General features: G+C 68.5%; 20 protein-coding genes. 5 read left to right on the forward strand and 15 right to left on the reverse strand.

Features of this window, described 5'->3' with window-relative positions:
• Window positions 1-14 precede the first annotated feature (14 nt).
• The 3 genes from malF to copM all read right to left on the reverse strand — a co-directional run bounded on the left by malF (window position 15) and on the right by copM (window position 3,626).
• On the reverse strand, window positions 15-1,628 hold the full coding sequence (gene malF, locus HNO51_RS17375) for a maltose ABC transporter permease MalF (protein ID WP_209537992.1): 1,614 nt from the start codon (window positions 1,626-1,628) through the stop codon (window positions 15-17).
• 61 nt (window positions 1,629-1,689) lie between these two features.
• Window positions 1,690-2,877 (reverse strand): maltose/maltodextrin ABC transporter substrate-binding protein MalE, encoded by a 1,188-nt coding sequence (gene malE, locus HNO51_RS17380; protein WP_209537993.1) that lies wholly within the window; start codon window positions 2,875-2,877, stop codon window positions 1,690-1,692.
• 224 nt (window positions 2,878-3,101) lie between these two features.
• The gene (gene copM, locus HNO51_RS17385; RefSeq protein WP_209537994.1) at window positions 3,102-3,626 is read right to left on the reverse strand and encodes a CopM family metallochaperone; all 525 of its coding nucleotides are present in this window, start codon (window positions 3,624-3,626) and stop codon (window positions 3,102-3,104) included.
• Window positions 3,627-3,721: 95 nt separating this feature from the next.
• Between copM and HNO51_RS17390 the strand changes: the two genes are divergently transcribed.
• The gene (locus tag HNO51_RS17390) at window positions 3,722-4,174 is read left to right on the forward strand and encodes an NfeD family protein (protein WP_197448503.1); all 453 of its coding nucleotides are present in this window, start codon (window positions 3,722-3,724) and stop codon (window positions 4,172-4,174) included.
• A gap of 71 nt (window positions 4,175-4,245) precedes the next feature.
• Window positions 4,246-5,292, forward strand: a complete 1,047-nt coding sequence (locus HNO51_RS17395; RefSeq protein ID WP_209537995.1) for an SPFH domain-containing protein — start codon at window positions 4,246-4,248, stop codon at window positions 5,290-5,292.
• Here HNO51_RS17395 and zapE read toward each other — a convergent pair.
• Together zapE and HNO51_RS17405 are read right to left on the reverse strand one after the other, a co-directional pair.
• On the reverse strand, window positions 5,289-6,425 hold the full coding sequence (gene zapE / locus HNO51_RS17400) for a cell division protein ZapE (RefSeq protein ID WP_197448504.1): 1,137 nt from the start codon (window positions 6,423-6,425) through the stop codon (window positions 5,289-5,291). The two genes, HNO51_RS17395 and zapE, sit on opposite strands and share 4 nt — an antisense overlap.
• Complete coding sequence (locus HNO51_RS17405; protein ID WP_209537996.1) at window positions 6,422-6,898, reverse strand: GNAT family N-acetyltransferase; 477 nt, start codon at window positions 6,896-6,898, stop codon at window positions 6,422-6,424. The genes zapE and HNO51_RS17405 overlap by 4 nt, the downstream gene beginning before the upstream one ends.
• Before the next feature lie 130 nt (window positions 6,899-7,028).
• Between HNO51_RS17405 and HNO51_RS17410 the strand changes: the two genes are divergently transcribed.
• Entirely contained in the window at window positions 7,029-8,051 is a 1,023-nt protein-coding gene (locus tag HNO51_RS17410) for an SDR family oxidoreductase (protein ID WP_209537997.1), read from the forward strand.
• Window positions 8,052-8,094: 43 nt separating this feature from the next.
• On the opposite strand, the gene astB is transcribed toward HNO51_RS17410, so the two are convergent.
• The 8 genes from astB to fabV all read right to left on the reverse strand — a co-directional run bounded on the left by astB (window position 8,095) and on the right by fabV (window position 17,003).
• Window positions 8,095-9,456 carry an N-succinylarginine dihydrolase gene (gene astB, locus HNO51_RS17415; protein ID WP_197448506.1) on the reverse strand — a complete coding sequence of 454 codons (1,362 nt, stop codon included), beginning with the start codon at window positions 9,454-9,456 and terminating at the stop codon, window positions 8,095-8,097.
• Window positions 9,453-10,922, reverse strand: coding sequence for a succinylglutamate-semialdehyde dehydrogenase (astD, locus tag HNO51_RS17420; RefSeq protein WP_209537998.1), 1,470 nt, complete (start codon window positions 10,920-10,922; stop codon window positions 9,453-9,455). The genes astB and astD overlap by 4 nt, the downstream gene beginning before the upstream one ends.
• Complete coding sequence (astA, locus tag HNO51_RS17425) at window positions 10,919-11,965, reverse strand: arginine N-succinyltransferase (protein WP_209537999.1); 1,047 nt, start codon at window positions 11,963-11,965, stop codon at window positions 10,919-10,921. Before astA ends, astD begins: the two co-directional genes overlap by 4 nt.
• Window positions 11,965-13,038 (reverse strand): arginine N-succinyltransferase, encoded by a 1,074-nt coding sequence (locus HNO51_RS17430; protein WP_197448509.1) that lies wholly within the window; start codon window positions 13,036-13,038, stop codon window positions 11,965-11,967. The genes astA and HNO51_RS17430 overlap by 1 nt, the downstream gene beginning before the upstream one ends.
• Window positions 13,039-13,088: 50 nt before the next feature.
• Window positions 13,089-14,303, reverse strand: a complete 1,215-nt coding sequence (locus HNO51_RS17435) for an aspartate aminotransferase family protein (protein WP_209538000.1) — start codon at window positions 14,301-14,303, stop codon at window positions 13,089-13,091.
• Window positions 14,304-14,461: 158 nt separating this feature from the next.
• Window positions 14,462-15,436, reverse strand: a complete 975-nt coding sequence (locus HNO51_RS17440; protein WP_197448511.1) for a GlxA family transcriptional regulator — start codon at window positions 15,434-15,436, stop codon at window positions 14,462-14,464.
• Window positions 15,437-15,543: 107 nt separating this feature from the next.
• Window positions 15,544-15,753 (reverse strand): hypothetical protein, encoded by a 210-nt coding sequence (locus HNO51_RS17445; RefSeq protein WP_197448512.1) that lies wholly within the window; start codon window positions 15,751-15,753, stop codon window positions 15,544-15,546.
• 53 nt (window positions 15,754-15,806) lie between these two features.
• Window positions 15,807-17,003, reverse strand: a complete 1,197-nt coding sequence (gene fabV / locus HNO51_RS17450) for an enoyl-ACP reductase FabV (protein WP_209538001.1) — start codon at window positions 17,001-17,003, stop codon at window positions 15,807-15,809.
• Between the two features lie 163 nt (window positions 17,004-17,166).
• Here fabV and HNO51_RS17455 point away from each other — a divergent pair, with 163 nt between their 5' ends.
• Window positions 17,167-17,559: a DUF7079 family protein gene (locus tag HNO51_RS17455; RefSeq protein ID WP_197448514.1), complete on the forward strand. Its 393-nt coding sequence runs from the start codon at window positions 17,167-17,169 to the stop codon at window positions 17,557-17,559.
• 37 nt (window positions 17,560-17,596) lie between these two features.
• Here the strand turns inward: HNO51_RS17455 and HNO51_RS17460 are convergent, their stop codons facing one another.
• Entirely contained in the window at window positions 17,597-18,091 is a 495-nt protein-coding gene (locus tag HNO51_RS17460) for a glutathione peroxidase (RefSeq protein ID WP_197448515.1), read from the reverse strand.
• A 220-nt stretch (window positions 18,092-18,311) separates the two neighbouring features.
• On the opposite strand from HNO51_RS17460, the gene HNO51_RS17465 reads away from it, so the two are divergent.
• Window positions 18,312-19,964, forward strand: coding sequence for an acyl-CoA dehydrogenase family protein (locus tag HNO51_RS17465; RefSeq protein ID WP_209538002.1), 1,653 nt, complete (start codon window positions 18,312-18,314; stop codon window positions 19,962-19,964).
• On the opposite strand, the gene HNO51_RS17470 is transcribed toward HNO51_RS17465, so the two are convergent.
• Entirely contained in the window at window positions 19,904-21,145 is a 1,242-nt protein-coding gene (locus HNO51_RS17470; RefSeq protein ID WP_197448517.1) for an EAL domain-containing response regulator, read from the reverse strand. The two genes, HNO51_RS17465 and HNO51_RS17470, sit on opposite strands and share 61 nt — an antisense overlap.
• Window positions 21,146-21,180: the final 35 nt, after the last annotated feature.

Genomic DNA, 21,180 nt, shown 5'->3' on the forward strand with positions numbered 1-21,180 from the left:
TGTGACCTTGCGAATCAGACCCTGACCTTGGCCAGGCGCAGGTTGAGCAGCGCCAGCCCTGCCACCAGCACGAAGATCAGCGTGGCGATGGCGGCGGCCAGGCCGAAGTTCTGCCCGGCGTCCTGGAAGGCGATGCGATAGGTGTAGCTCACCAGCAGGTCGGTGGTGCCCGCCGGGGTGCTGGCGCCGAGAATATCCGGGTTGCCCCCGGTAAGCAGCGCAATCAGCACGAAGTTGTTGAAGTTGAAGGCGAAGCAGGCGATCAACAGCGGCGTCAGCGGCTTGATGATCAGCGGCAGGGTGATCCGGAACAGGTTGGTGAGCGGCCCGCCGCCGTCCACCGCCGAAGCTTCGTAGAGATCCCTGGGAATCGACTGGATCAGGCCCATGCACAGCAGCAGCATGTAGGGGTAGCCGAGCCAGGTGTTGACGATGAGCAGCATGGTGCGCGCCAGCCACGGGTCGGTGAACCAGTCGGGGCGGATACCGAACAGGGCGTCGAGGATCAGATTGATCTCGCCGAAGTGCTGGTTGAACATGCCCTTGAAGATCAGGATCGAGATAAACGCCGGTACCGCATAGGGCAGGATCAGCAGGGTGCGGTAGAGCGCCTTGCCGCGCAGCTGGTCCCACTGCAGCAGCGAGGCGAGCACGAAGCCCACCATCAACGTGAACAGCACGGTGAGCCCGGCGAAGGCGAAGGTCCAGACGAAGATCTGAACGAAGGGCCCGCGAATATCGGGGTCGAGGAAGATCCTGGCGTAGTTGTCCAGCCCCACCGCCACCGGCCAGCCCGGGGTGATGCGTTCGCCCTCGTCGGTAACGAAGAAACCCGTCTCTCTATCAGCGATCAATAGCCGGTCGTCGCGGCGATCGTACAGGCTGCCGTCGTCGCGCGCCTCGAAACGATCCAGCATGGGGGCGAAGTGGCGCAACCCGGCCATGCGCAACTCCAGCCCCTCCGGTGTCACCAGCACCAGATTCTGCAGCGCGGCGCGACTGGCGATCACCTCGCGCAGGGACATCGGCTCGCCGGCCGGCTCGCCTGGCGCCGGCTGGATGGAGACGTGCCGCCCCTCCCCCTGCGCCAGCGACATCGGCCCGGTGGTGAAGCGCGAAACGCCCTCAAGCGCCTCCTCGACCTCAGCCTCCCTCTCACCGGCTCCGGTCGGAGCGCCCTCGCGCTCCAGATAGAGCCGCACGCCTTCGTCGGACGAATAGAGCTGGAAGCCGAAGGTGGCGCTCTCCTCCTGGTAGGTACGCGAGAGCAACTGGGCGCGCACTCGTTCCTCGCTGAGCAGGTTGCTGGAGCTGTAGTTGCTGAAGCTGATGCCGATGGTGTAGAGCAGCGGAAAGATGACGAACAGCGCCATGCCGGCCACGGCGGGGAAGATGTAGCGGTGACTCATCAACCGGCGGCGGGTGAAGACGATCCCCAGCGCCGCGCCGAGCACCAGGAACAGCAGCGCGAAGATCGGCTGACCGTGGAGGTGGAAGGCGAGCACCAGCCACAGCAGGGCCAAGACCAGCACGGCGACCAGGCCGCGCAGCGCCCAGCGGGTATAGCGCTCGGCAGGATAGCGGGAGCGATGCCGGGGCAGCCCCCGGGAAGCATTGGTGGTGTACATGGGTAGCGTCCTGCGCCCAGCCGCCGGCATCGGCCGTGGCTGGGCTTCGAGCGAGGTGGGCTTACTGGCGCATGCGGCGGGCCGCGGCATCCAGCGCTTCGCGGGGCGACTGGCGGCCGCTTCCGATGTTCTGCAAGGCCGGCTCCATGGCGGCCCAGAAGGCGCCCATCTCGGGTATGTTGGGCATCGGCATGCCGAGCTCGGCGTTCTCCAGGGTGGCGGCGATATTGGGGTCGCGCTCCAGCTCCTGCTGGTAGGCGGTGTGGGCCACCGCCCCCAGGGTGCCGTCGCCGTTGAAGGTGCGCATGCCCTCCTCACTGAGCAGGTAGTTCTCGAGGAACTCGACGGCCAGGAAGTCGTTGGGCGAGGCGGTGTTGATCATCGCCGCCATCACGCCGAACATCGGCTTGGCGCGCTCCTCGCCCACCCGGGGCAGCAGTGCCACGCCGTAGTCGATGCCGCTCTGCTCCAGGTTGCTCCAGGCCCAGGGGCCGCTGATCATGGCGGCCACTTCGCCTCGGTTGAAGCGCGTGTCCATGATGCTGTAGTCGGTGCCGCGCGGCAGCACGTCGCTCTCGATCAGCTCGGCCAGCAGCTCGGCCCCTTGGATGGCACCGGCGTTGTTGACGCCGATGTCCGCGATATCGAAGCCCGCCTCGGTCTGGCGGAAGGGGTAGCCACCGTTGGCGGCGAGCAGCGTCCAACCGTAGTAGGGCTCGCCGTAGTCGAACAGGATCGCTTTCTTGCCCTGCTCGGCGAGCTCGGCGTCGAGTGCCGCCAGCTCGTCGAAGCTCTCCGGCGGCGTCTCCACCAGCGCCTTGTTGTAGATCAGCCCCAGCGCCTCCACCGAGATGGGGTAGCCGTAGTGCTCGCCGTTCCACAGGGTGGCGTCCCAGGTGAAATCGAAGTAGCGCTTGCGGAAATCCGTGGAGGGCGAGACGGGGGCCAGCAGCCCGCTCTGGGCCCACTCGCCGATGCGGTCGTGGGCCCAGATCACGATGTCAGGCCCCTGGCCGCTGCCGGCGGCCTGCTGGAAGCGGTCGGTGAGGTTGTCGGGATTGACGATGTCGACGGCAATGCCGGTGTCGTCGGTGAACCGGCTCGCCACCTCACGGATGCCATCGTAGCCCTTGTTGTCGCCCATCCAGATCGTCAACCGATCAGCGTCGAAGGCGTAGGCGGAAAAGGCCAGGCCGCTGCCGAGCGCGGCCAGCAAGGTAACGCTCACAGCGTGGCGTGTCCAAGGCATGGGAGAATCTCCGGGTTGTTGTTATCGATGCCGCGGCCGTCGCGGCGCGGCGAAGCGAACCCGTCCAGCCTCGCCAATCGCGGCGCAGGCGTCCTCCTCCCCGGGGGGCGTAGCGATGGCGTATGGGTGGGGCGTAGGAAAATCGGCAGGCGTAGGAGTCGGCGGCATGCGAGGCACGCCGCCGATGGTTTCAGGCAGAACCGAAGGCTCTCATGCGAAGGCCCTCATTCGGCCTCATCGTCACCGTGCCGGGCCAACCAGTCACGCAGGAAGGCGATCTCGGCCTCCTGGGTTTCGATCACCTCTCGTGCCAGGTCGCGGATGGCCTCGTCCTCGCCGTGCTCCAGCGCCACACGGGCCATGTCGATGGCGCTCTGGTGATGGGCGACCATGCCGCGGGCGAAGTCGAGATCGGCATCGCCGCTGAACTCGGCCAGCACGTCGCGATGCATGCGCTCGGCGATCTCGCGATAGGCCTGTACGGCCGGGTTGTCGGCATGCACGTCGACATCGGGCTCGGTGACCGCCTCACCCGGGTCCTCGCCGTCGTCGACCGCCGCCTCGCCGTCATCCGCCTCGCCCTGGCCCTGCTCCTGCTGCGCCCCGTTCTGCTCGGCCTCGACCTGCTCGATGCGCTCTTGCGCCTGGGCTTCCTCTTCGGCGGCCGCAGCACCGCCCGCCAGCCAGGCGCCGCCGACCAGGAGGAGGGACAGCGCCGAGAGATGACGGGCTATCGGGGTGTATGACATGGCTCTCTCCTTTACCATGGAATTACGATGTAAACTGGTGTCGCGCAGGCCATCGCGCCTGTCAGCCAGGGAAACCCTTCACCAGCGAGACTACCATGGACTGGAACCCCGCCCTCATCTGGTTGGCCATCGCCCTGTTGCTGGGGCTGGCGGAACTCTCCTCCGGGGGGTTGGTGCTGCTGTCGCTGGGTGTTGCCGCCGCCCTGACCTCGGCCCTTGCCGCCCTGGGGTTCACGCTGCCCTGGCAGCTGCTGGCCATGGGCGTGTTCTCGGGCATCCTGATTCCACTCGCCATCAAGGTGATCCGCCCCTGGTTCTCACCCAGCGGAGTGTCCTATGGCACCACCGGTACCGGCGTGGAGCAGGGGCGCACCTATACCACGCTGAAGCGTGACTTCGATGGCGCTTGCGGGATCAAGATCAACGGCGACTTCTACCGCCTGCGTGTGGCCGAGACCGGCGAGACCGAACTTGCCGAAGGCACGCTCGTGGTCTTCCAGCAGTTCGACGGCACCACCGCCATCGTCAGCCACGTCCAGCCGCACTGAACAACGAGCAAGACACCCGCGCCGAAGGATGGCGCCTCTCCTACCCACGCATCGAATGAGGGAACATGACCATGGATCTACCCATCAACCCGGGGCTACTGCTGGCGCTCATCGTCGTCGTGATCGGCATCCTGATCGTCGCCAAGGGGCTGGTGATCGTACGCCAGTCGGAGGTCATGGTGATCGAGCGCCTGGGCTCGTTCCACCGCCTGCTGGAGAGCGGCATCAACATCATCATTCCGTTCATCGAGCAGCCCCGCGCCATCACCATGATCCGCTACCAGAAGCGCGGCGAGGAGTTCTTCCCGGTGACTACCAGCGAGGTGCGCATCGACCGCCGCGAGACGGTCATGGACTTCCCCGGCCAGCCGGTGGTGACCACCGACAACGTCACCGTGCGCATCAACGGCGCGCTCTACTTCCAGATCATCGACCCGCGCCGCTCCGTCTACGAGGTGGAGAACATGAGCCAGGCGGTGGAGGTACTGGCCAAGACCACGCTGCGTTCAGTGGTGGGCAAGATGGAGCTCGACAAGCTGTTCGAGTCGCGCGCCGAGGTCAACAACGAGATCCAGGCCGCCATGGAGGAGCCCGCCTCCAAGTGGGGGGTGAAGATCTCGCGGGTCGAGGTGCAGGACATCGCCATGCCCGAGGAGGTCGAGGAAGCCATGCGCCTGCAGATGGCCGCCGAGCGCAAGCGTCGCGCCACCGTGACCGAGGCCGAGGGCGAAAAGGCCGCCGCCATCGCCAAGGCCCAGGGCCAGCGCGAATCGGCGATCCTCAACGCCCAGGGTGACAAGGAATCGGCCATCCTGCGCGCCCAGGGCGAGCAGGAGTCGATCAAGCTGGTCCTCAACGCCATCGGCGACAGCGACGAGCACAAGCGCACCGTGGTGGGCTACCTGCTCGGCCAGAGCTACATCAAGGCGCTGCCGACCATGGCTCAGGACGGCGAGCGGGTGTTCGTGCCCTACGAATCCTCCGCCCTGCTCGGCTCCATGGGCATGTTCCGCGAGATGGCCGGCTCGCCGGAAGACAGCGTGGCGCAGCACCTGCGCGGCGGCGACCGCCAGAGCGGCTTTCGCAGCGGCATCGTCGGCGGAGCGGCCAGCAGCTAAGCGCCGCACCCAAACCTTGCCAGCTGCATTTCCTGCAGCCGGCTGAGGGTGCGCCGGAAGGCAAACGACAGGTAGCCATGGGGGTAAAGCTCCTCCATGGCGACCTCGGCTTCGATATGGAGCGGCACGCGGCGGTCGTAGCACTCGTCGACCAGGGCGATGAAGCGGCGCACCCCATCGTCGCGCCGCGACAGCGGCGGCAGCTCGCGCTCCCCGGCCTCGATGCGCTCGGCGCCATCCTCGGTGCCGCGGGCGATGCGTCCCGCCGAAGCGGCATCGCTCAGGCGCGGCACTTCGCTGAGCAGAACATGATCGAATTCGTCGGCCAGCGCGATGAAGTCGAGCGCCGCCAGCGGTTGCTCGCACAGCTCGGCGTAGCGACACCACACCACCCGCCCGCTGCGCCGCTCCACCGCGATGCGTCGATGTCCCAGCTCGATGGGCTCGTGGCGCGTCGTCTGCCCCTCGCTCAGGCGCTCGAAAACGGCCCCCAGTTTGCTCGGCTCCCCGGGCTCGGCCACCCAATAGCGCCGCCACGCCTGGCCGGGGTGCAGGCGATGGTCGTAGCCGCCGTCCAGCTCCACCACTTCCATATGATGCTCGATGGCCGCGATGGCAGGCAGGAAACGCTCGCGGTTGAAGCCGTCGGCATAGAGTTGGCTCGGCGCCTGATTGGAGGTACATACCAGCACCACACCGTGCTCGAACAGCGCCTGCAGCAGGCGGCCGAGCAGCATGGCATCGGCGATGTCGCTGACGAACAGCTCGTCGAGGCAGAGCACGCGCACCTCGGACGCCAGCTCACGGGCCAGCGCCGCCAGCGGATCGACGGTGCCGCCCAGCTGGAACTGGCGCTGGTGCACCCAGCGCATGAAGTGGTGGAAGTGCAGGCGTCGGGCAGGCACGCCGAGATGACGATGGAAGCCATCCATCAGCCAGGTCTTGCCGCGGCCCACCGGCCCCCACAGATAGACGCCTGGCACGGCCCCGCGCCCTTTCGTGGCCCCCGCGTCGTGCAGCGCCTGGAAGCACACCTCGAGCCGCGCGGCAGCGGCCCGCTGAGCCTCGTCCGGGGCGAAGCCGTGACGCTCCACCGCCTCGCGGTAGAGCCCAAGGGGCGAAGCTGCCGTCATGCCTCGAGCTGGCGCCGCATGATGGTGACGTCTTCGCCGCGGTAGCTCAGCTCCTCGTGGTCGCGCCAGCCGAGCCGGCGGTAGAGCGCCTGCTGGTCGGGGGTGAACAGGTAGAAATAATCGACGCCACAGGCGACGGCCTCCTCCTCGACCCGCCGGATCAGCGTCGAGGCGATGCCCTGCCCGCGCCACTCCGGCAGCACGAACACCGAGGCCAGCCAGGGGGTGAGGTCGGGGCGGGTGTCCATGTCCTCGGCCATCAGCGCCGCCGTGCCCACCGGCTGGTCGCCCGCCATGGCCACGAACACCGAAGGCACGCCGCCGTCACCGCACTCGCGGCGAAAGGCGTCGCGCCAGGTATCGGCCGTGAAGTCGGGGTTGAGGTGGCCCCATTCGGCATGGGTCCAGCTCGCCACCGTGGCGACATGGGGGGAATCGGGGCTCAGGCGTACGAGGGTGATCGGGTGCTGCATGTCGCATTCCTTTTGCTTGGAGTGGGCGGCCGGCGCTTCGCTTTGGTTGTTCTCGCAGAGTTTCTATGCTGAGACAACACCGACCGAAGAACGCCATGGCGCACTCGAGGTGCGCGGCAAGGAGAGCATGATGGCATTAGCGCTGAAACGACTCGAAGATCAGATCCTCGTCATCACCGGCGCCACCAGTGGCATCGGCTTGGCCACGGCACGCCGGGCCGCCGACCGCGGTGCCCGCCTGGTCGTCGCTGCCCGTGACGGGAGCGCCCTGACCGCGCTGGTGGACGAACTGCGCCAGCGTGGCGCCGATGCGACCTATGCGGAGGTCGACGTCGGCGACCCCGATCAGGTCCGCGCGCTCGCGTCGACCGCCATCCAGCGGTTCGGCGGTTTCGATACCTGGATCAACAACGCCGGCGTCTCGCTGTTCGGCTACCTGACCGACCAGCCGCTCGACGATCAGCGGCGGCTGTTCGAGACCGACTTCTGGGGCGTCGTCCACGGCTCGCTGGAGGCGGCCCGCCACTTCGGGCTGCGCACCGATACTCATGGCGGGGCGATCATCAACCTCGGCTCGGTGGTCTCGGATCGGGCCATTCCGCTGCAGGGCATGTACTCGGCCTCCAAGCATGCGGTCAAGGGCTTCACCGATGCGCTGCGCATGGAGCTGGAGGAGTTGGGGGCGCCGGTTTCGGTCACGCTGGTGAAACCGGGCAGCATCGCCACGCCCTTTCCCCACCACGCGGGCAACCGCATGGACGTCGAGCCGACCCTGCCACCGCCCCTCTACGAGCCGAATGTGGTAGCCGAAGCCATCCTGCACTGCGCCGAACATCCGCGGCGCGACATTCGCGTCGGCGGCGCCAGCAAGGGCATTGCCATGCTTGGACAGCTGGCACCGCGCTTGGCCGATCGCATCATGCGGCGCAGCATGATCCCGCGGCAGCAATCGGACCAGCCGCCACAGGGGATTGGCGGGCTGCACCGGCCCGCCCCGGGCGTCTGGCAGCGGGCCGAGTTCGAGCACCCGGTCGCCCGCCGGAGCCGCTACACCCAGGCGGCGATGCACCCGGCGCTGACCGCCACGGCCATCGTCGGCGCCGTGCTCGGTGTCGCCGCCCTCACCGGCACGGCACGGCGACAACGCCACTGACTCGCCACTGACTCGCCGCTACTCCCGGAGCTTGACGCTCGGTCTATCCCAGTTGGAAGGGATAGACCGAGCCGATGTCGAGGATTCGGGTGAGTTCATCCAGCGCGGTAAGGGTCTCGTCGGCCAGCTGCGGGTCGGCCAGGTCGTCGGGCGCCAGGCGGTCGCGGTAATGGCGCTCGACCCAGGCGGCGAGTTCGCCGTGCAGCGCGTCGGTGAGCAGCACGCGGCCGGTCAGCGCGGCACGCTCCTCGGCGGAGAGTGCCACCCGCAGGCGCAGGCAGGCGGGGCCGCCGCCGTTGCGCATGCTCTGCTTGACGTCCTTGACGATCACCTCACCGATGGGGTTGTGACCGGCCAGCAGCAGATCCTGAATGGTGCGCCACACCGCCTCGCGCTCCTGGCATTCGCCAGGCACCACCAGGGTCATGCGGCCGTCGGGGTTGCTCAGCAACTGCGAGTTGAACAGGTAGGAGGCCACGGCATCCTCCAGGCTCACCGCCTCGCCGGGCACGCGCACCGGAATCAGCGGTGTCGACATCTTGCTGCGCAGCTCATCGAGGGTGGCCTGCTCGTCGAGGAAGGCCATCTCGTGGTAGAGCAGCACCGGCCCGTTGCCCACCGCGATCACGTCGTTGTGGAACACGCCGGCATCGATGGCCTCGGGGTGCTGCTGGGCGAACACCGTCTGCGCCGCGGCGAGGCCGTGCTGGCGGGCCACCGCCTGGCTCGCTTCCAGCGTCTGACGTGCGGGAAAGCGCTTGGGCTCATGCGCTGGATCCCCGCCGAAGGCTTGGCGGCCATAGACGTAGAGATGCACGCCGGCCTCGCCGTGCTCGCCACACAGCCGCGTGTGGTTGGCCGCCCCTTCGTCGGAAAAGGCCGGCGTGGCCGGCAGCGCCGGGTGGTGGGCGAAGTGGGCCTCGTCGCGGAAGATCGCCGCCAACACGCGGCCGGTGGTCTCCGGCTCGAGAAAGCGGTGGAAGCTCGACTGAAGGTTGGCCGGGGTGAAGTGCGCCCGGCCGTCCGGCGCATCGCGGCTGGGAGTCACGGTGCCGGCGTTGGCCGTCCACATGCTCGAGGCCGAGCACACCGCGCGCAGCACCTGGGGCGCCTCGGCGGCCGCCCGGGCCAGCACCTCGCGGTTGCTGCCGGTGAAGCCGAGCGAGCGCAACGCGCCGAGGTCGGGGCGCTGCTGGGGTGGCAGCACGCCCTGGGCGTAGCCGGCATCCATCAGCGCCTTCATCTTGGCCAGCCCCTGCAGCGCCGCCTCGCGAGGGTTGGAGACCAGCCCGCCGTGGCGCATCGAGGCCACGTTGCCGTGGGCCAGGCCCGAGTAGTTGTGGGTCGGCCCCACCAGGCCGTCGAAGTTGACTTCCCGGTAGTCGGTTTTCGTCGCTTGGCTCATAGCACCACTCCGGGCGGCAGGCTGTCGGGCAGGGTGAGGCTCTCGGCCTCCATCGAGGCCACCGGATAGGCGCAGTAGTCCGCTGCGTAATAGGCACTGGGGCGATGATTGCCGCTGATGCCCACGCCGCCGAAGGGCGCGTCGCCGGAGGCGCCGGTGGTCTGGCGGTTCCAGTTGACGATGCCGGCGCGGATGCGCAGCAGGAAGTCGTCCCAGTCGGCGCGCTCGCCGCCGATCAGGCCGGCGGCAAGGCCGTAGCGGGTGTCGTTGGCGAGCCGCAGGGCCTCGTTCCAGTCGTGGTAACGGTAGACCTTGAGCAGCGGGCCGAAGTGCTCCTCGTCGGGCACGTCGAGGCCGGTGACGTCGATCAGCGCCGGCGACAGCAGGCTGGTGCCCTCCTGCAGGCACTCCATGCGCGACAGCACCACGCCGCCCAGCGCCTCCAGCGCGTCCTGGGCCTCGAGCAGGCCCTGGGCCGCCTCCGGGCTGACCAGGCCGCCATAGAACGGCGCCGGTTCCTCGAACTGCCCGGCCACCCGCAGGCGGGCGATGGCGTCGACCAGGGCGTCGAGCAGATGGTCGCCGACCTGGCCCTCGGGCACGATCAGCCGACGCGCACAGGTGCAGCGCTGGCCGCCGGAGAGGAAGGCCGACTGCAGGATGGTGAGCACCGCGGCGTCCTGGTCATGCACCTCCTTGACCACCAGCGGGTTGTTGCCGCCGAGCTCCAGGGCGAGGATCTTCTCCATCTGGTCGGCGAACTGGCGATTGAGCAGACCGCCCACGCGGGCGCTGCCGGTGAACAGCAGGCCGTCGATACCCGGGTGCGAGGAGAGCGCCTGCCCCACCGGCGCGGCGCCCTGCACCAGGTTGATCACCCCGGCGGGCAGGCCCGCCTCGTGCCAGCACTGCAGGGTCAGATCGGCGGTCAGCGGGGTCTGCTCGCTGGGCTTGAACACCACCGTGTTACCCGCCAGCAGCGCCGGCACCATGTGCCCGTTGGGCAGATGGCCGGGGAAGTTGTAGGGGCCGAACACCGCCATCACGCCGTGCGGGCGATGGCGCAGCACGGCGGTGGTGTCGCCGACGTCGCGGCTGCGCTCGCCGGTGCGCTCCTGGTAGGCACGTGCCGAGATCGCCACCTTGCCGATCATGGCGCCCACCTCGGTGCGCGCCTCCCACAGCGGCTTGCCGGTCTCGCCGGCGATGGCGCGGGCCAGGTCCTCGCGGTGGGTCTCCAGTTGCTCGCGGAAGCGCTCGACCACGCTCAGGCGTTCGGCGAAGCCGAGCCGGGCCCAGCCCGGGAAGGCGCCACGGGCGGCCTCTACCGCCGCTGCCACCTGGTCGTCGCTGGCGGCGGCGCCCTGCCACAGGGTCTCGCCGGACACCGGATCGCGCTTGGTGAAGCGCGTTGCCTCGCCCGGCTGCCAGGTGCCGCCAATCATCAGCTGTTGCATCGCTTTCATGAAGTCTCCTCGGTATCCAGTACGCGCAGGGAGTCACCGGCCACCACGCCCAGGCGCTTTGCCTCCGCCTCGCCCAGGGTGAGGGTGCCCTCCTCGTCGGGGCCGTGAGACACCCAGGCGGCGCGGAAGTCGGCCATCGTCGTGCTCGCCGCCAGCCAGCGCGGGCGAGCGGGGGGCGGCTCGTCGCTGGCACGGATCTCGACCCGGCAGCGGCGCGACTTGCGCACCGCGCGTACGTCGTCGATGTAGGCCTCCACCGTCGGCCCGCCGTCGAAGATGTCGATGTAGCCCTCCCAGCGCAGCCCCTCCTGCTTGAGCATGGCCAACGCCGGGCGGGTGTCGCGGTGGACCTGGCCGATGCAGGCCCGCGCCTCGTCGGAGAGAAACGGCGTGTAGATCGGGAACTTGGGCATCAGCTCGCCGATGAAGCTCTTCTGGCCGAGCCCGGTGAGGCGGTCGGCCTCGTCGAAGTCCAGCGGGAAGAAGTGGCTGCCCAGGCACTCCCAGAAGGGACTCTTGCCGCGCTCGTCGAATACGCCGCGCATCTCGGCCAGCACCTTGTCAGGGAACTGGTCGCGAAACTCGGCCATGAACAGCCAGCGCATCATCGACAGCAGTGCACCGTTGCGCTGGTGCGCGCGCTCCTTGCCGCGAAAGCCGGGGCGCAGGAACAACGAGGCCACCTCGGCGTCGCCGGTATGGTCGGAGCTGAGGAACAGGGTGTCGATGGTGCGATGCAGGTCGAGCTGCACCGACGAGTGCGCCAGCGTACCCAGGCGATAGTGGTAGAACGGCACCTCGCGCCCCACCTGGCCCTCGATGGCGCAGCAGCCGGCCAGCTCGCCGCTCGCCTCGTCCTCCAGCACGAAGAAGTAGTTGCGCCGGTCGGGCGGCGTGCGCTGTTCGAAGGCGGCGATCGCGGCGGCGATCTTGTCGCTGAGGAACTCGCGGTTATCCGGCAGCGAGGTAAAGCCGACCCCGGTCTCGCGGGCGATCTTCTGCAGCTCGTCCAGGTCGCCCTCGGCAATCGGTCGAATACGCATCACAGCTCCCCCTCGTCGAAGCCCGCTTCGTCGTCGCCGGCGGACGGCAGCGCCAGCGGCGCGGCCAGTACCGCCCGCCCCTCCTCCACGCCGAGCAGCTCGGCGTGCTCCGGCGAGAGCATCAACTGGCCGGTGGGCGACAGCGCGTAGCGCGCCACCACGCAGCGGAACTCGGCCAGGCGCTGGTTGGCGATCATCGCCGGCTCGGCGTCCGGCAGGGCGTGAGCCGGGCGTACCCGTACCGGATGCCAGGCGGCGCGGCGGAAGGTGTGCAGGCGATCGCGCTCGCCCTTGATCACCGGCCCCGCGTCGAACAGATCGACATGACGCGAGCGCATGAAGCCCTCGGCCAGCATCTCGGCCATGGCCGCCTCGTGGGCGGGGTGCTCGCGGCCGATGGCGGCCCGCGCCTGGGGCGTGAGCAGCGCCAGGTAGAGCGGGAACTGCGGCATCACCTCGGCGATGAAGCTCTTCGAGCGCACCCCGGCGAGATAGTTGATGTCGTGGTAGTCGCGCACGAAGAAGTGGCGCCCCACGCTGTTCCAGAACGGCGACTCGCCCTGCTCGTCGAGATAGCCCGGAAACGCCATCGCCAGCACCTCGGCGAAACGCTCGGGGTACTGGGCGATGAACATCAGCCGCGCGCGGCGCAGCAGGCTCTCGGCGCTGGTGCCGCGGTAGCGCGGGTCCAGCGACAGGGCGCACAGCTGGGTGGTCTCGGAGACCTCGTGGGAGAGCGACAGGGTCTGCACCTCGCGGCGCACGTTGAGCTGCTGCGAGGCGTGGATCAGGGTCTCCTGGCGGTAGGTGTAGTAGGCCTCCCGCGCACCGGCTTCGGCGCGCAGGGTGGCGGTGCCTACGACCTCGTCGCGCTCGAGATCCTCGAGCACGAAGGTGTAGTGCTCGTCGCCGGGAAAGTCCACCTCGCGCCCGAACGACTGCCGCGAGCGCGCAATGCGCTCCTCGAGACGATCGCGATGGGCCGGCAGGTTGGTCAGGCTCGGCGTGGCCAAGCCCGCCAGCCGCTCCAGGGCCGGCAGGTCGGCCGGCCGAACGGGGCGTACGACCATCATGGCGGGATCTCCTGGTCGATGGGCGGTGTCGCGCATGGCTCGGCCAGCTTTCACTGGGCCGCCACCAGCCGCGCGATGGCACGCTCCAGCCGCGCCATGCCCTCGGCGATGTCGGCTTCGGGAATCACCAGCGACGGTGCCATGCGCAGCACGTTGGGGCCGGCGATCAGGGCCATCACGCCCTCCTCGATGGCCAGCGGCAGGATGTCCTTGGCGCGGCCCTCGTACTCGGGGGCCATCTCGGCGCCGATCAACAGGCCCATGCCGCGGATCTCCTTGAACACGCCATGCTTGCGGTTGATCGCCTCGAGATGCTCGCGGAACAGGTCGTGGCGCTGCTTGACGCCGCCCAGCACCTCGGGAGTGTCGATGTGCTCCACTGCGGCCAGGGCCACCGCCGAGGCCAGAGCGTTGCCGCCGTAGGTGGAACCGTGGGTGCCGATGGCCAGCGCCGGGGCGACGCGGTCGGTGGTCAGCATGGCGCCGATGGGGAAGCCGCCGCCCAGCGCCTTGGCGCTGGTGAGGATATCCGGCTCGATGCCGTACTCCATGTAGGCATAGAGCGAGCCGGTGCGGCCCACGCCGGTCTGCACCTCGTCGAAGATCAACAGCGCGTCGTGGGCGTCGCACAGGTCGCGCAGCCCCTGCAGGAATTCACGTTTGGCCGGCACGATGCCGCCCTCGCCCTGCATCGGCTCGACCATCACCGCGCAGGTGTCGTCGTCGATCAGGTCGCGCACGCTGTCGAGGTCGTTGAACTCGCCGTGAACGATGCCGCCCGGTACCGGACCGAAGCCCTGGGAGTACTTGGGCTGGCCGCCGACGCTGACGGTGAAGAAGGTGCGCCCGTGGAAGGACTGATAGAACGACACGATGCGATGCTTGTGCTCGCCGAAGTTGTCGTGAGCCCAGCGCCGCGCCAGCTTCAGCGCCGCCTCGTTGGCCTCGCCGCCGGAGGAGCAGAAGTAGGCCTTGTCGGCGAAGGTGCGCTCGACCAGGGTCTTGGCCAGTTTGAGCGAGGGCTCGTTGGTGTAGACGTTGGAGAGGTGCCAGAGCTTCTTGCCCTGCTCGGTGAGCGCCTCGACCAGCAGCGGGTGGCAGTGCCCCAGGGAGTTCACGGCGATGCCGCCGGCGAAGTCGATGTATTCGCGCCCCTCCTGATCCCACAGCCGGCTACCCTCGCCGCGCACCGGAATGACTTTCTGGGGGGAGTAGTTCGGCACCATGTACCGGTCGAAGTCGGCGCGGCTCGGGGTGTGGCTCATCTCGGTCTCCATTCCTGCAAAGGGTTGATAGCAACGCAGTGATGTCAGTCGAGTATAAGGAGCCTGGCCGCTGGCGGCTTTCAGCTATGGGACCCCGATTTGTATAAAAGGGCTGTGGCAGGAGAGGAAGCAAAGGGGGCGCGACCCGTTCGGGCCGGCTAGAGGCGCTCTTCGCGCGGCGTCACGCCGAAATGGTTGCGATAGGCGGTGGAGAAGTGAGCCGGCGAGGAGAAGCCCGTCTTCATGGCGATCTCGCCGGCAGGCAGGTCGCTCTCGCGCAGCAGGCGGCGCGCCTCCTTCAGCCGCAGGTCGAGGTAGTAGCGGCCGGGCACCGCCTGCAGGTACTTCTTGAACAGCCGCTCGAGCTGGCGGCGCGAGATACCGAGGTGCTCGGCCAGCTCGTGGGTGGTCAGCGGCTCCTCGATGTTGGCCTCCATCAGCATCACCGCATCCACCAGCGGCGCCGGGGCATGCCCCAGACGGGCGCGCAGCGGCACCTGCTGCGGCTCGTCGGCCATGCGCACCCGCTCCAGCACGAAATGCTCGGAGACCCGCTCGGCCAGCTCGCTGTCGTGGTGGGAAGCGATCAGCGTCATCATCATGTCCATCGCCGCCGTACCGCCGCCGCAGGTGAGGCGGTCGCGGTCGATCTCGAACAGCTGCTGGGTGAGGCGCACGCGGGGGAAGTCGCGGGTGAAGGCGGCGAAGCGCTGCCAGGGCAGCGTGGCCCGGTAGCCGTCCAGCACGCCGGCGCGGGCCAGCAGCTCGGTGCCGCCACCGACCCCGACCAGCACCACGCCGCTGCGTCCGAGCTGGCGCAGCCGGCCCGGCAGGGCACTCTCGTGCATGGCCGGCAGCGGGCTGGGTGCGCAGACCACCAGCATGTCCAGTTCGGTCGACGCCAGCTCGAAGGGAGTACAAGCCGCCTGGCTGAGATCGGCCATGCTGGCGACCTCACCGCCTTCAGGCGAGAAAGCCTGCAAGCGGTAGAGCCGACGCCCGGCCAGTTGGTTGGCCACCATCAGCGGCTCCAGCGCACAGGCCTGGGCCAACAGCGAGAAACCCGGCAGCGTCAGCACGCCGACCCAGCGAGTCGGAGGCTGACGAGAAGCGGTCGAGGGGGAATCGGGCATGCCACAACGCCATTGCCGGAACGAAGCTGAAATGGTACTCGATCGGCAGCGTTGGCAATACCGGGCCGGAGCAACGCGTCAGCCGATGTGGCACGTCGAGACGGGACTCAGTCGACGAGACGCGAGAGCAACAGCGTGATCACGACGATCCCGACGAGAATGGCGACGCCCAATACCAGCCAGTGCACGCCCTTGGCCGGTCGCCTGGCTTCCGGCTGGTCGGCGTCGGGCTGCGGGTGGGCGAAATCCTCGGGCAGCCGCTCCTCCATGAGATGCTGCTTCTTTTCCTCCGGTGTCCTGCTCTCCCTGGTATCCATGGCGGACCTCCTCTGCCGCTGGGTTCGCCCGCCAAGGAAAACGCGTGGCGGGCCTATAACGTCACGACATCGAAGCTGACATCCGGGTTCACGTCGGCGTCGTAGTCGACGTCATCGCGCTCGAACCCGAACAGCTTCAGGAACTCGTGCTTGTAACCAGCATAGTCGGTGATCTGGAACAGGTTCTCGCTGGTCACCTGGGGCCACAGGTCCTTGCACGCCTGCTGCACGTCGTCGCGCAATTCCCAGTCGTCCAGGCGCAGGCGGCCGGCCTCGTCGGTGGTGTACTGCCCTCCATAAAGACGCTCGCCGAACAAGCGGTTGAGCTGCTCGATCGTGCCCTCGTGCAGGCCCTTCTCCTTCATCACCTTGTAGACCATGGCGATGTAGAGCGGCATGACCGGAATCGCCGCGCTGGCCTGGGTCACCACCGACTTGAGCACCGCCACGTTGGCGCCGCCGCCGCTGGCCTTGAGCCTGGCGTCGATTTCACCGGCAGCACGGTCGAGGTCTTCCTTGGCCTTGCCCAGGGCACCGTGCCAGTAGATCGGCCAGGTGATCTCGGTGCCGATATAGCTGAACGCCACGCTGCGGGCGCCAGGAGCCAGGACGCCGGCCTTGTCCAGCGCATCGATCCACAGCTCCCAGTCCTCACCGCCCATCACCGCCTTGGTGTCTTCGATCTCCTGCTCGGTGGCGGGCTCGACCTCGGCCTCGATGATGGTGTCCTTGTTGGTGTCGATGGCGGTGGCGCGGTAGGTCTCACCGATCGGCTTGAGGCTGGAGCGCTTGAGCTCGCCCGAGTCGGGCAGCTTGCGCACCGGCGAGGCCAGCGAATAGACCACCAGGTCGACCTGGCCCATGTCCTGCTTGATCAGCTCGATGGCCTTGTCACGCGCCTCGTGGGAGAAGGCGTCGCCATTGATCGACTTGCTGTAGAGCCCCTCGGCCTTGGCGAACTTGTCGAAGGCGGCGGCGTTGTACCAGCCGGCGGTGCCGGGCTTCTTGTCGCTGCCGGGCTTCTCGAAGAACACGCCCAGGGTATCGGCGCCGTAGCCGAACGCCGCGGTGATGCGAGCCGCCAGGCCGTAGCCGCTGGAGGCACCGACCACCAGCACCTTCTTCGGCCCGTTGGCCTTGTCGAACTGACGGGCACGGGTCGCCTCGATCTGCTCGAGCACGTTCTTCTCGCAGCCGACCGGGTGAGTAGTGGTACAGATGAAACCGCGGACCTTGGGTTTGATGATCACGACAGACCTCGTTATTGGTGTTGCAGCGCCGCCTGGGGCGCCGGATCGGTACGAATGGGCAGTGGCGACATTCTAGCGGCCATGCTTGCGTCTGTCCGCACTTGAGCGACGATGACACCTGGGGCACGATGCAACCCCGGCAATGCCATGGCAGGAGATGGGTATGAACGCACAGGCGCTTGTGGACGAACGCGGCGAGCTGTGGCTGGCGCTGGCTCCGCTGTGGCTGGATCGCGAGCCCAGCGAGAGCGACTTCGCGCACATGGTGGAGGTGATCCAGCGCCAGAACCTGACGCTGCGCGAACTGGAATGGGTCTTTCGCCTGGAACTCGCCCCGGTGCTGGTGCGCAACCAGGTGTCGATCGCCGGCCAGTGGCGCGACTTCGACGACTATCGGCTGATGCAGCAGCTGGTCGCCCACAACCTGCGGCTAAAGGGCTGGCGGCGCAAGAGCTGGGCGCTGTTCTCGGGGCTGACCACGATGATGACCCGGCACCGCTGGAACGAGCTGATGGCGCGCGTGATGATGGCGCGGGGGGAGTCGCCTCACGCCTGACCCGATACGGTCGCAAGGCGCGGGCCGATGGCGGCGCCTAGGGCTGGAACCTCTCGTCGAGAGCCTCTTCCAGGGCCCGCTCGAGCACCTGGCCGTCGGCACGCGGCGAGAAGCGTTGGATGACCCGACCGTCCCGGGCCACCAGGAACTTGGTGAAGTTCCACTTGATCATGCCAGTGCGCATCACCCCCGGCGCCTTGCGCTTGAGCTCGACGAACAGCGGATGTGCGCCGGCACCGTTGACCTTGACCTTCTCCATCACCGGGAAGGTGACGCCGTACTGGCTCGAGCTGAAGGCGCAGAAATCCAGCGCCGTCTCCGGCGACTGGCGGGCGAACTGATTGCAGGGAAAGGCGAGCACGGTGAAGCCGCGGTCGCGATGGCGGCGGTAGAGGCGCTCCAGCTCACCGAGCTGGGGCGTGAAGCCGCAGCGGCTGGCGACGTTCACGATCAACAGCACCTGCCCCTGCAGGGCGCGCAGGTTGAAGGGCTCGCCGCGAAAGGTGCGGCATTCGTGCTCATGGATGGCCATGTCTTGCCTGCCTCGCTGTCCTCTCACCATGCCACGTTTCACACGTAGCACCCCTCAGCGCACCGAGGCAACCTTGCCTCGGGCCTGCCCAAGCCAGGCGTTCTTTGCACGCTGCCCCCAAGCCTACCGAGAAGCGGCAGCGCCGTCACGTTCGCTGCGCATTGACCGCTCCCGGACGACTGCCCATGCTGGGATGACAGCGACATCGAGGAGCGCTGCCATGCGCGACACTGCCCCCCGCCGCCGCCTGGCGACCCACGAAGTGGTCAACCAGCCCGACACCCCCGGCGACCGCGACCTGCTGGCCAGCGACCTGCCGCTGCGCGAGACGCTGGAGCGCGACGCTCCGGCCTGGGTCGCCGAACGCCTGGCGCCGCTGGGTCGGGGCGCCGGCAGCTCCCACGTACAGGAGCTGGGCGAGGCCGCCAACCGCCACCCGCCGGAGCTGCGCCTGTTCGACCGCCACGGCCGCCGCCTGGACGAGGTGCGCTACCACCCCGCCTACCACGAGCTGATGCGCCTGGCCATGGAGGGCGGCTGGCACGCCGTGGCCTGGCGCGAGGAGGGTCGTGGCGGGCACCAGGCGCATGTCGCCGCGCTCTACCTGTTGACCCAGGCCGAGCCGGGCTTCTGCTGCCCGGTGACCATGACCCATGCCGCCATGCCGGTGCTTCGCCGCAGCCCCGAGATCGAGGCCGAGTGGGCGCCGGGGCTGCTGGCCAGCGCCTACGACCCCCGCGCCCTGCCCGCTCGGGAGAAACGCGGCCTCACCTTCGGCATGGCCATGACCGAGAAGCAGGGCGGCAGCGACGTGCGCCGCAACACCACCCGCGCCGAGCGCGACGGCGAGGGCTGGCGGCTGACCGGCCACAAGTGGTTCTGCAGTGCGCCGATGTCCGACGCCTTCCTCACCCTGGCCCAGACCGACGAGGGGCTGACCTGCTTCCTGGCGCCGCGCTTCACGCCCGACGGCGAGCGCAACGCCATCGAGCTCCAGCGGCTCAAGGAGAAGTGCGGCAATCGCGCCAACGCCTCGGCGGAGGTCGAGTACCGTGGCGCCTGGGCCGTGCGCGTCGGCGAGCCCGGCCGCGGCGTGGCCACCATCATCGACATGGTGCAGCAGACCCGACTGGATGCCGCCACCGCGCCGGTGGGCATGATGCGCCAGGCCCTGGCCGAGGCGTGGCGCCACGTTCGCCAGCGCCACGCCTTCGGCCGGCCGCTCGCGGAGCAGCCGTTGATGCAGGCGGTGATCGCCGACCTGGCGCTGGAGGTTGAGGCCGGCCTGGCGCTGGTCATGCGCAGCGCCCGCGCCTTCGACGGCGACGCCCGCGGCGAGGCCCACGAGACGGCCCTGGCACGGGTGCTGCCGACGCTGGCCAAGTACTGGCACAACAAGCGCGCCCCGGGCTTCATGGCCGAAGCCATGGAGTGCCTCGGCGGCATCGGTTATGTCGAAGAGGCACCGCTGGCTCGGCTCTACCGCGAGGCGCCGGTGAATTCCATCTGGGAGGGCTCGGGCAACGTGATCTGCCTGGACCTGCTGCGAGTGCTGGCGCGTCATCCCGAGTCGATCGCCGCCCTGCGCGCAGAGCTCGGCGCCGCTCAGGGCGTGCAGCAGGACCTCGATCTGGCCCTGGCCGGCCTGGAGCACGACCTGGCGCTACCTGCCGAAGCGCTAGAGCCCCGTGCCCGCTGGCTGACCCAGCGCCTGGCCCAGGGCCTGCAGGCCGCGCTGCTGCTGCGCCATGCCCCCAACGAGGTGGCCGAGACCTTCTGCCGCTCGCGCCTCGGCGTCGAGGCAAGCCCGGCTTACGGCGTGCTGCCGGCCGGTTCGCCGCTGGCGACGATCCTGGCGCGAATCGGCGACTGATCGGAGGCCAGCGCGGGAATCTCGTTGGCCGGCACCGGGCGCGACAGGCCGAACCCCTGCACGTGGGTACAGCCGAAGCGAGCCAGGGTGGGCAGGCAGTCGAGCTCCTCGACGCCCTCGGCCACCACGCGGATCCCCAGGCGACGGCCGAGCAGGGCGATGGCCTCGACGATCGCCGCGTCCTGGCTTTCCTGCTGCAGGTGGCGAACGAAGCTGCGGTCGATCTTGAGCTCGCTGATGGGCAGCATCTGCAATCGCGAGAGCGACGAGAAGCCGACACCGAAGTCGTCCACCGCCACCTCCATCCCGCTCAGGTGCAGCCGCGCGGCGATCTCCGAGCCCAGCAGCTCGTCGTCCATGGCCGCCGTCTCGGTGATCTCCAGTATCACCAGCGGTGAACCCTCCGGCGCCAGTTGGCGGCTGAGCGCCGGAAGCTGCGACTCCATCAGATCGTCGGCGGTGACGTTCACCGACAGCGACAGCAGTACGCCCTGCTCGCGCCAGCGCTGGGCATCGATCAGCGCCTGCTCGAGCACGTGGCAGGTCAGGCGCCGGCTCTGCGCGGCAGTGAGCATGGGCAGGAAACTGGCTGGGCCGATCAGGCCGATCTCGGGGTGTGCCCAGCGCACCAGGGCCTCGACCCCGCTCAATCGCCCGCTGGCCAGCTCGAACTGGGGCTGGTAGTGCACGGTGAGCTCGCGCCGCTGGAGCGCCGACTCCAGCTCCTCGGCAGAAAAGAAGGGGCTATCCTCGGGCACGATGGCCGGCTTGCAGCCAGGACGCAGCCGATCGAGGCGCTGGCGGAGCTCGGCCAGTCGCATCGGCTTGTCCAGCGAGCCGAGCATCTGCAGCCCCAGGGTACGGCCGACCCGCTCGGCGATGCGCGAGATCTTGCGCTCGACGCCGCCCAACAGCAGCACCCAGCCGGAAAACTCCCGCTCGGCCAGCAGCCGCAGCAGCTCGATGCCATCCGGGTCGCCGAACTCGAGCCCCATGATCACCAGCTGTGGAGAACACTGCTCGAGCTCTGCCAGCAGCGCATCGGCGCGCCGATAGCAGCGGCTCTCCAGCCCCAGCACATGCAGCTGCAGCGATAGAATCGCCACCACATCGGGATCCTCGTCGAGCACCAGGGCCAGGGCTCGCTCTTCTTCTTCGTCGTATTCCGCCAAAAGGTTCATCCAGGGATCCCGCTCACGAATTATTCTGAGGCTAC

This window comes from Billgrantia sulfidoxydans (genome assembly GCF_017868775.1).
In the GTDB taxonomy this organism is placed as follows: Bacteria; Pseudomonadota; Gammaproteobacteria; order Pseudomonadales; family Halomonadaceae; genus Halomonas; species Halomonas sulfidoxydans.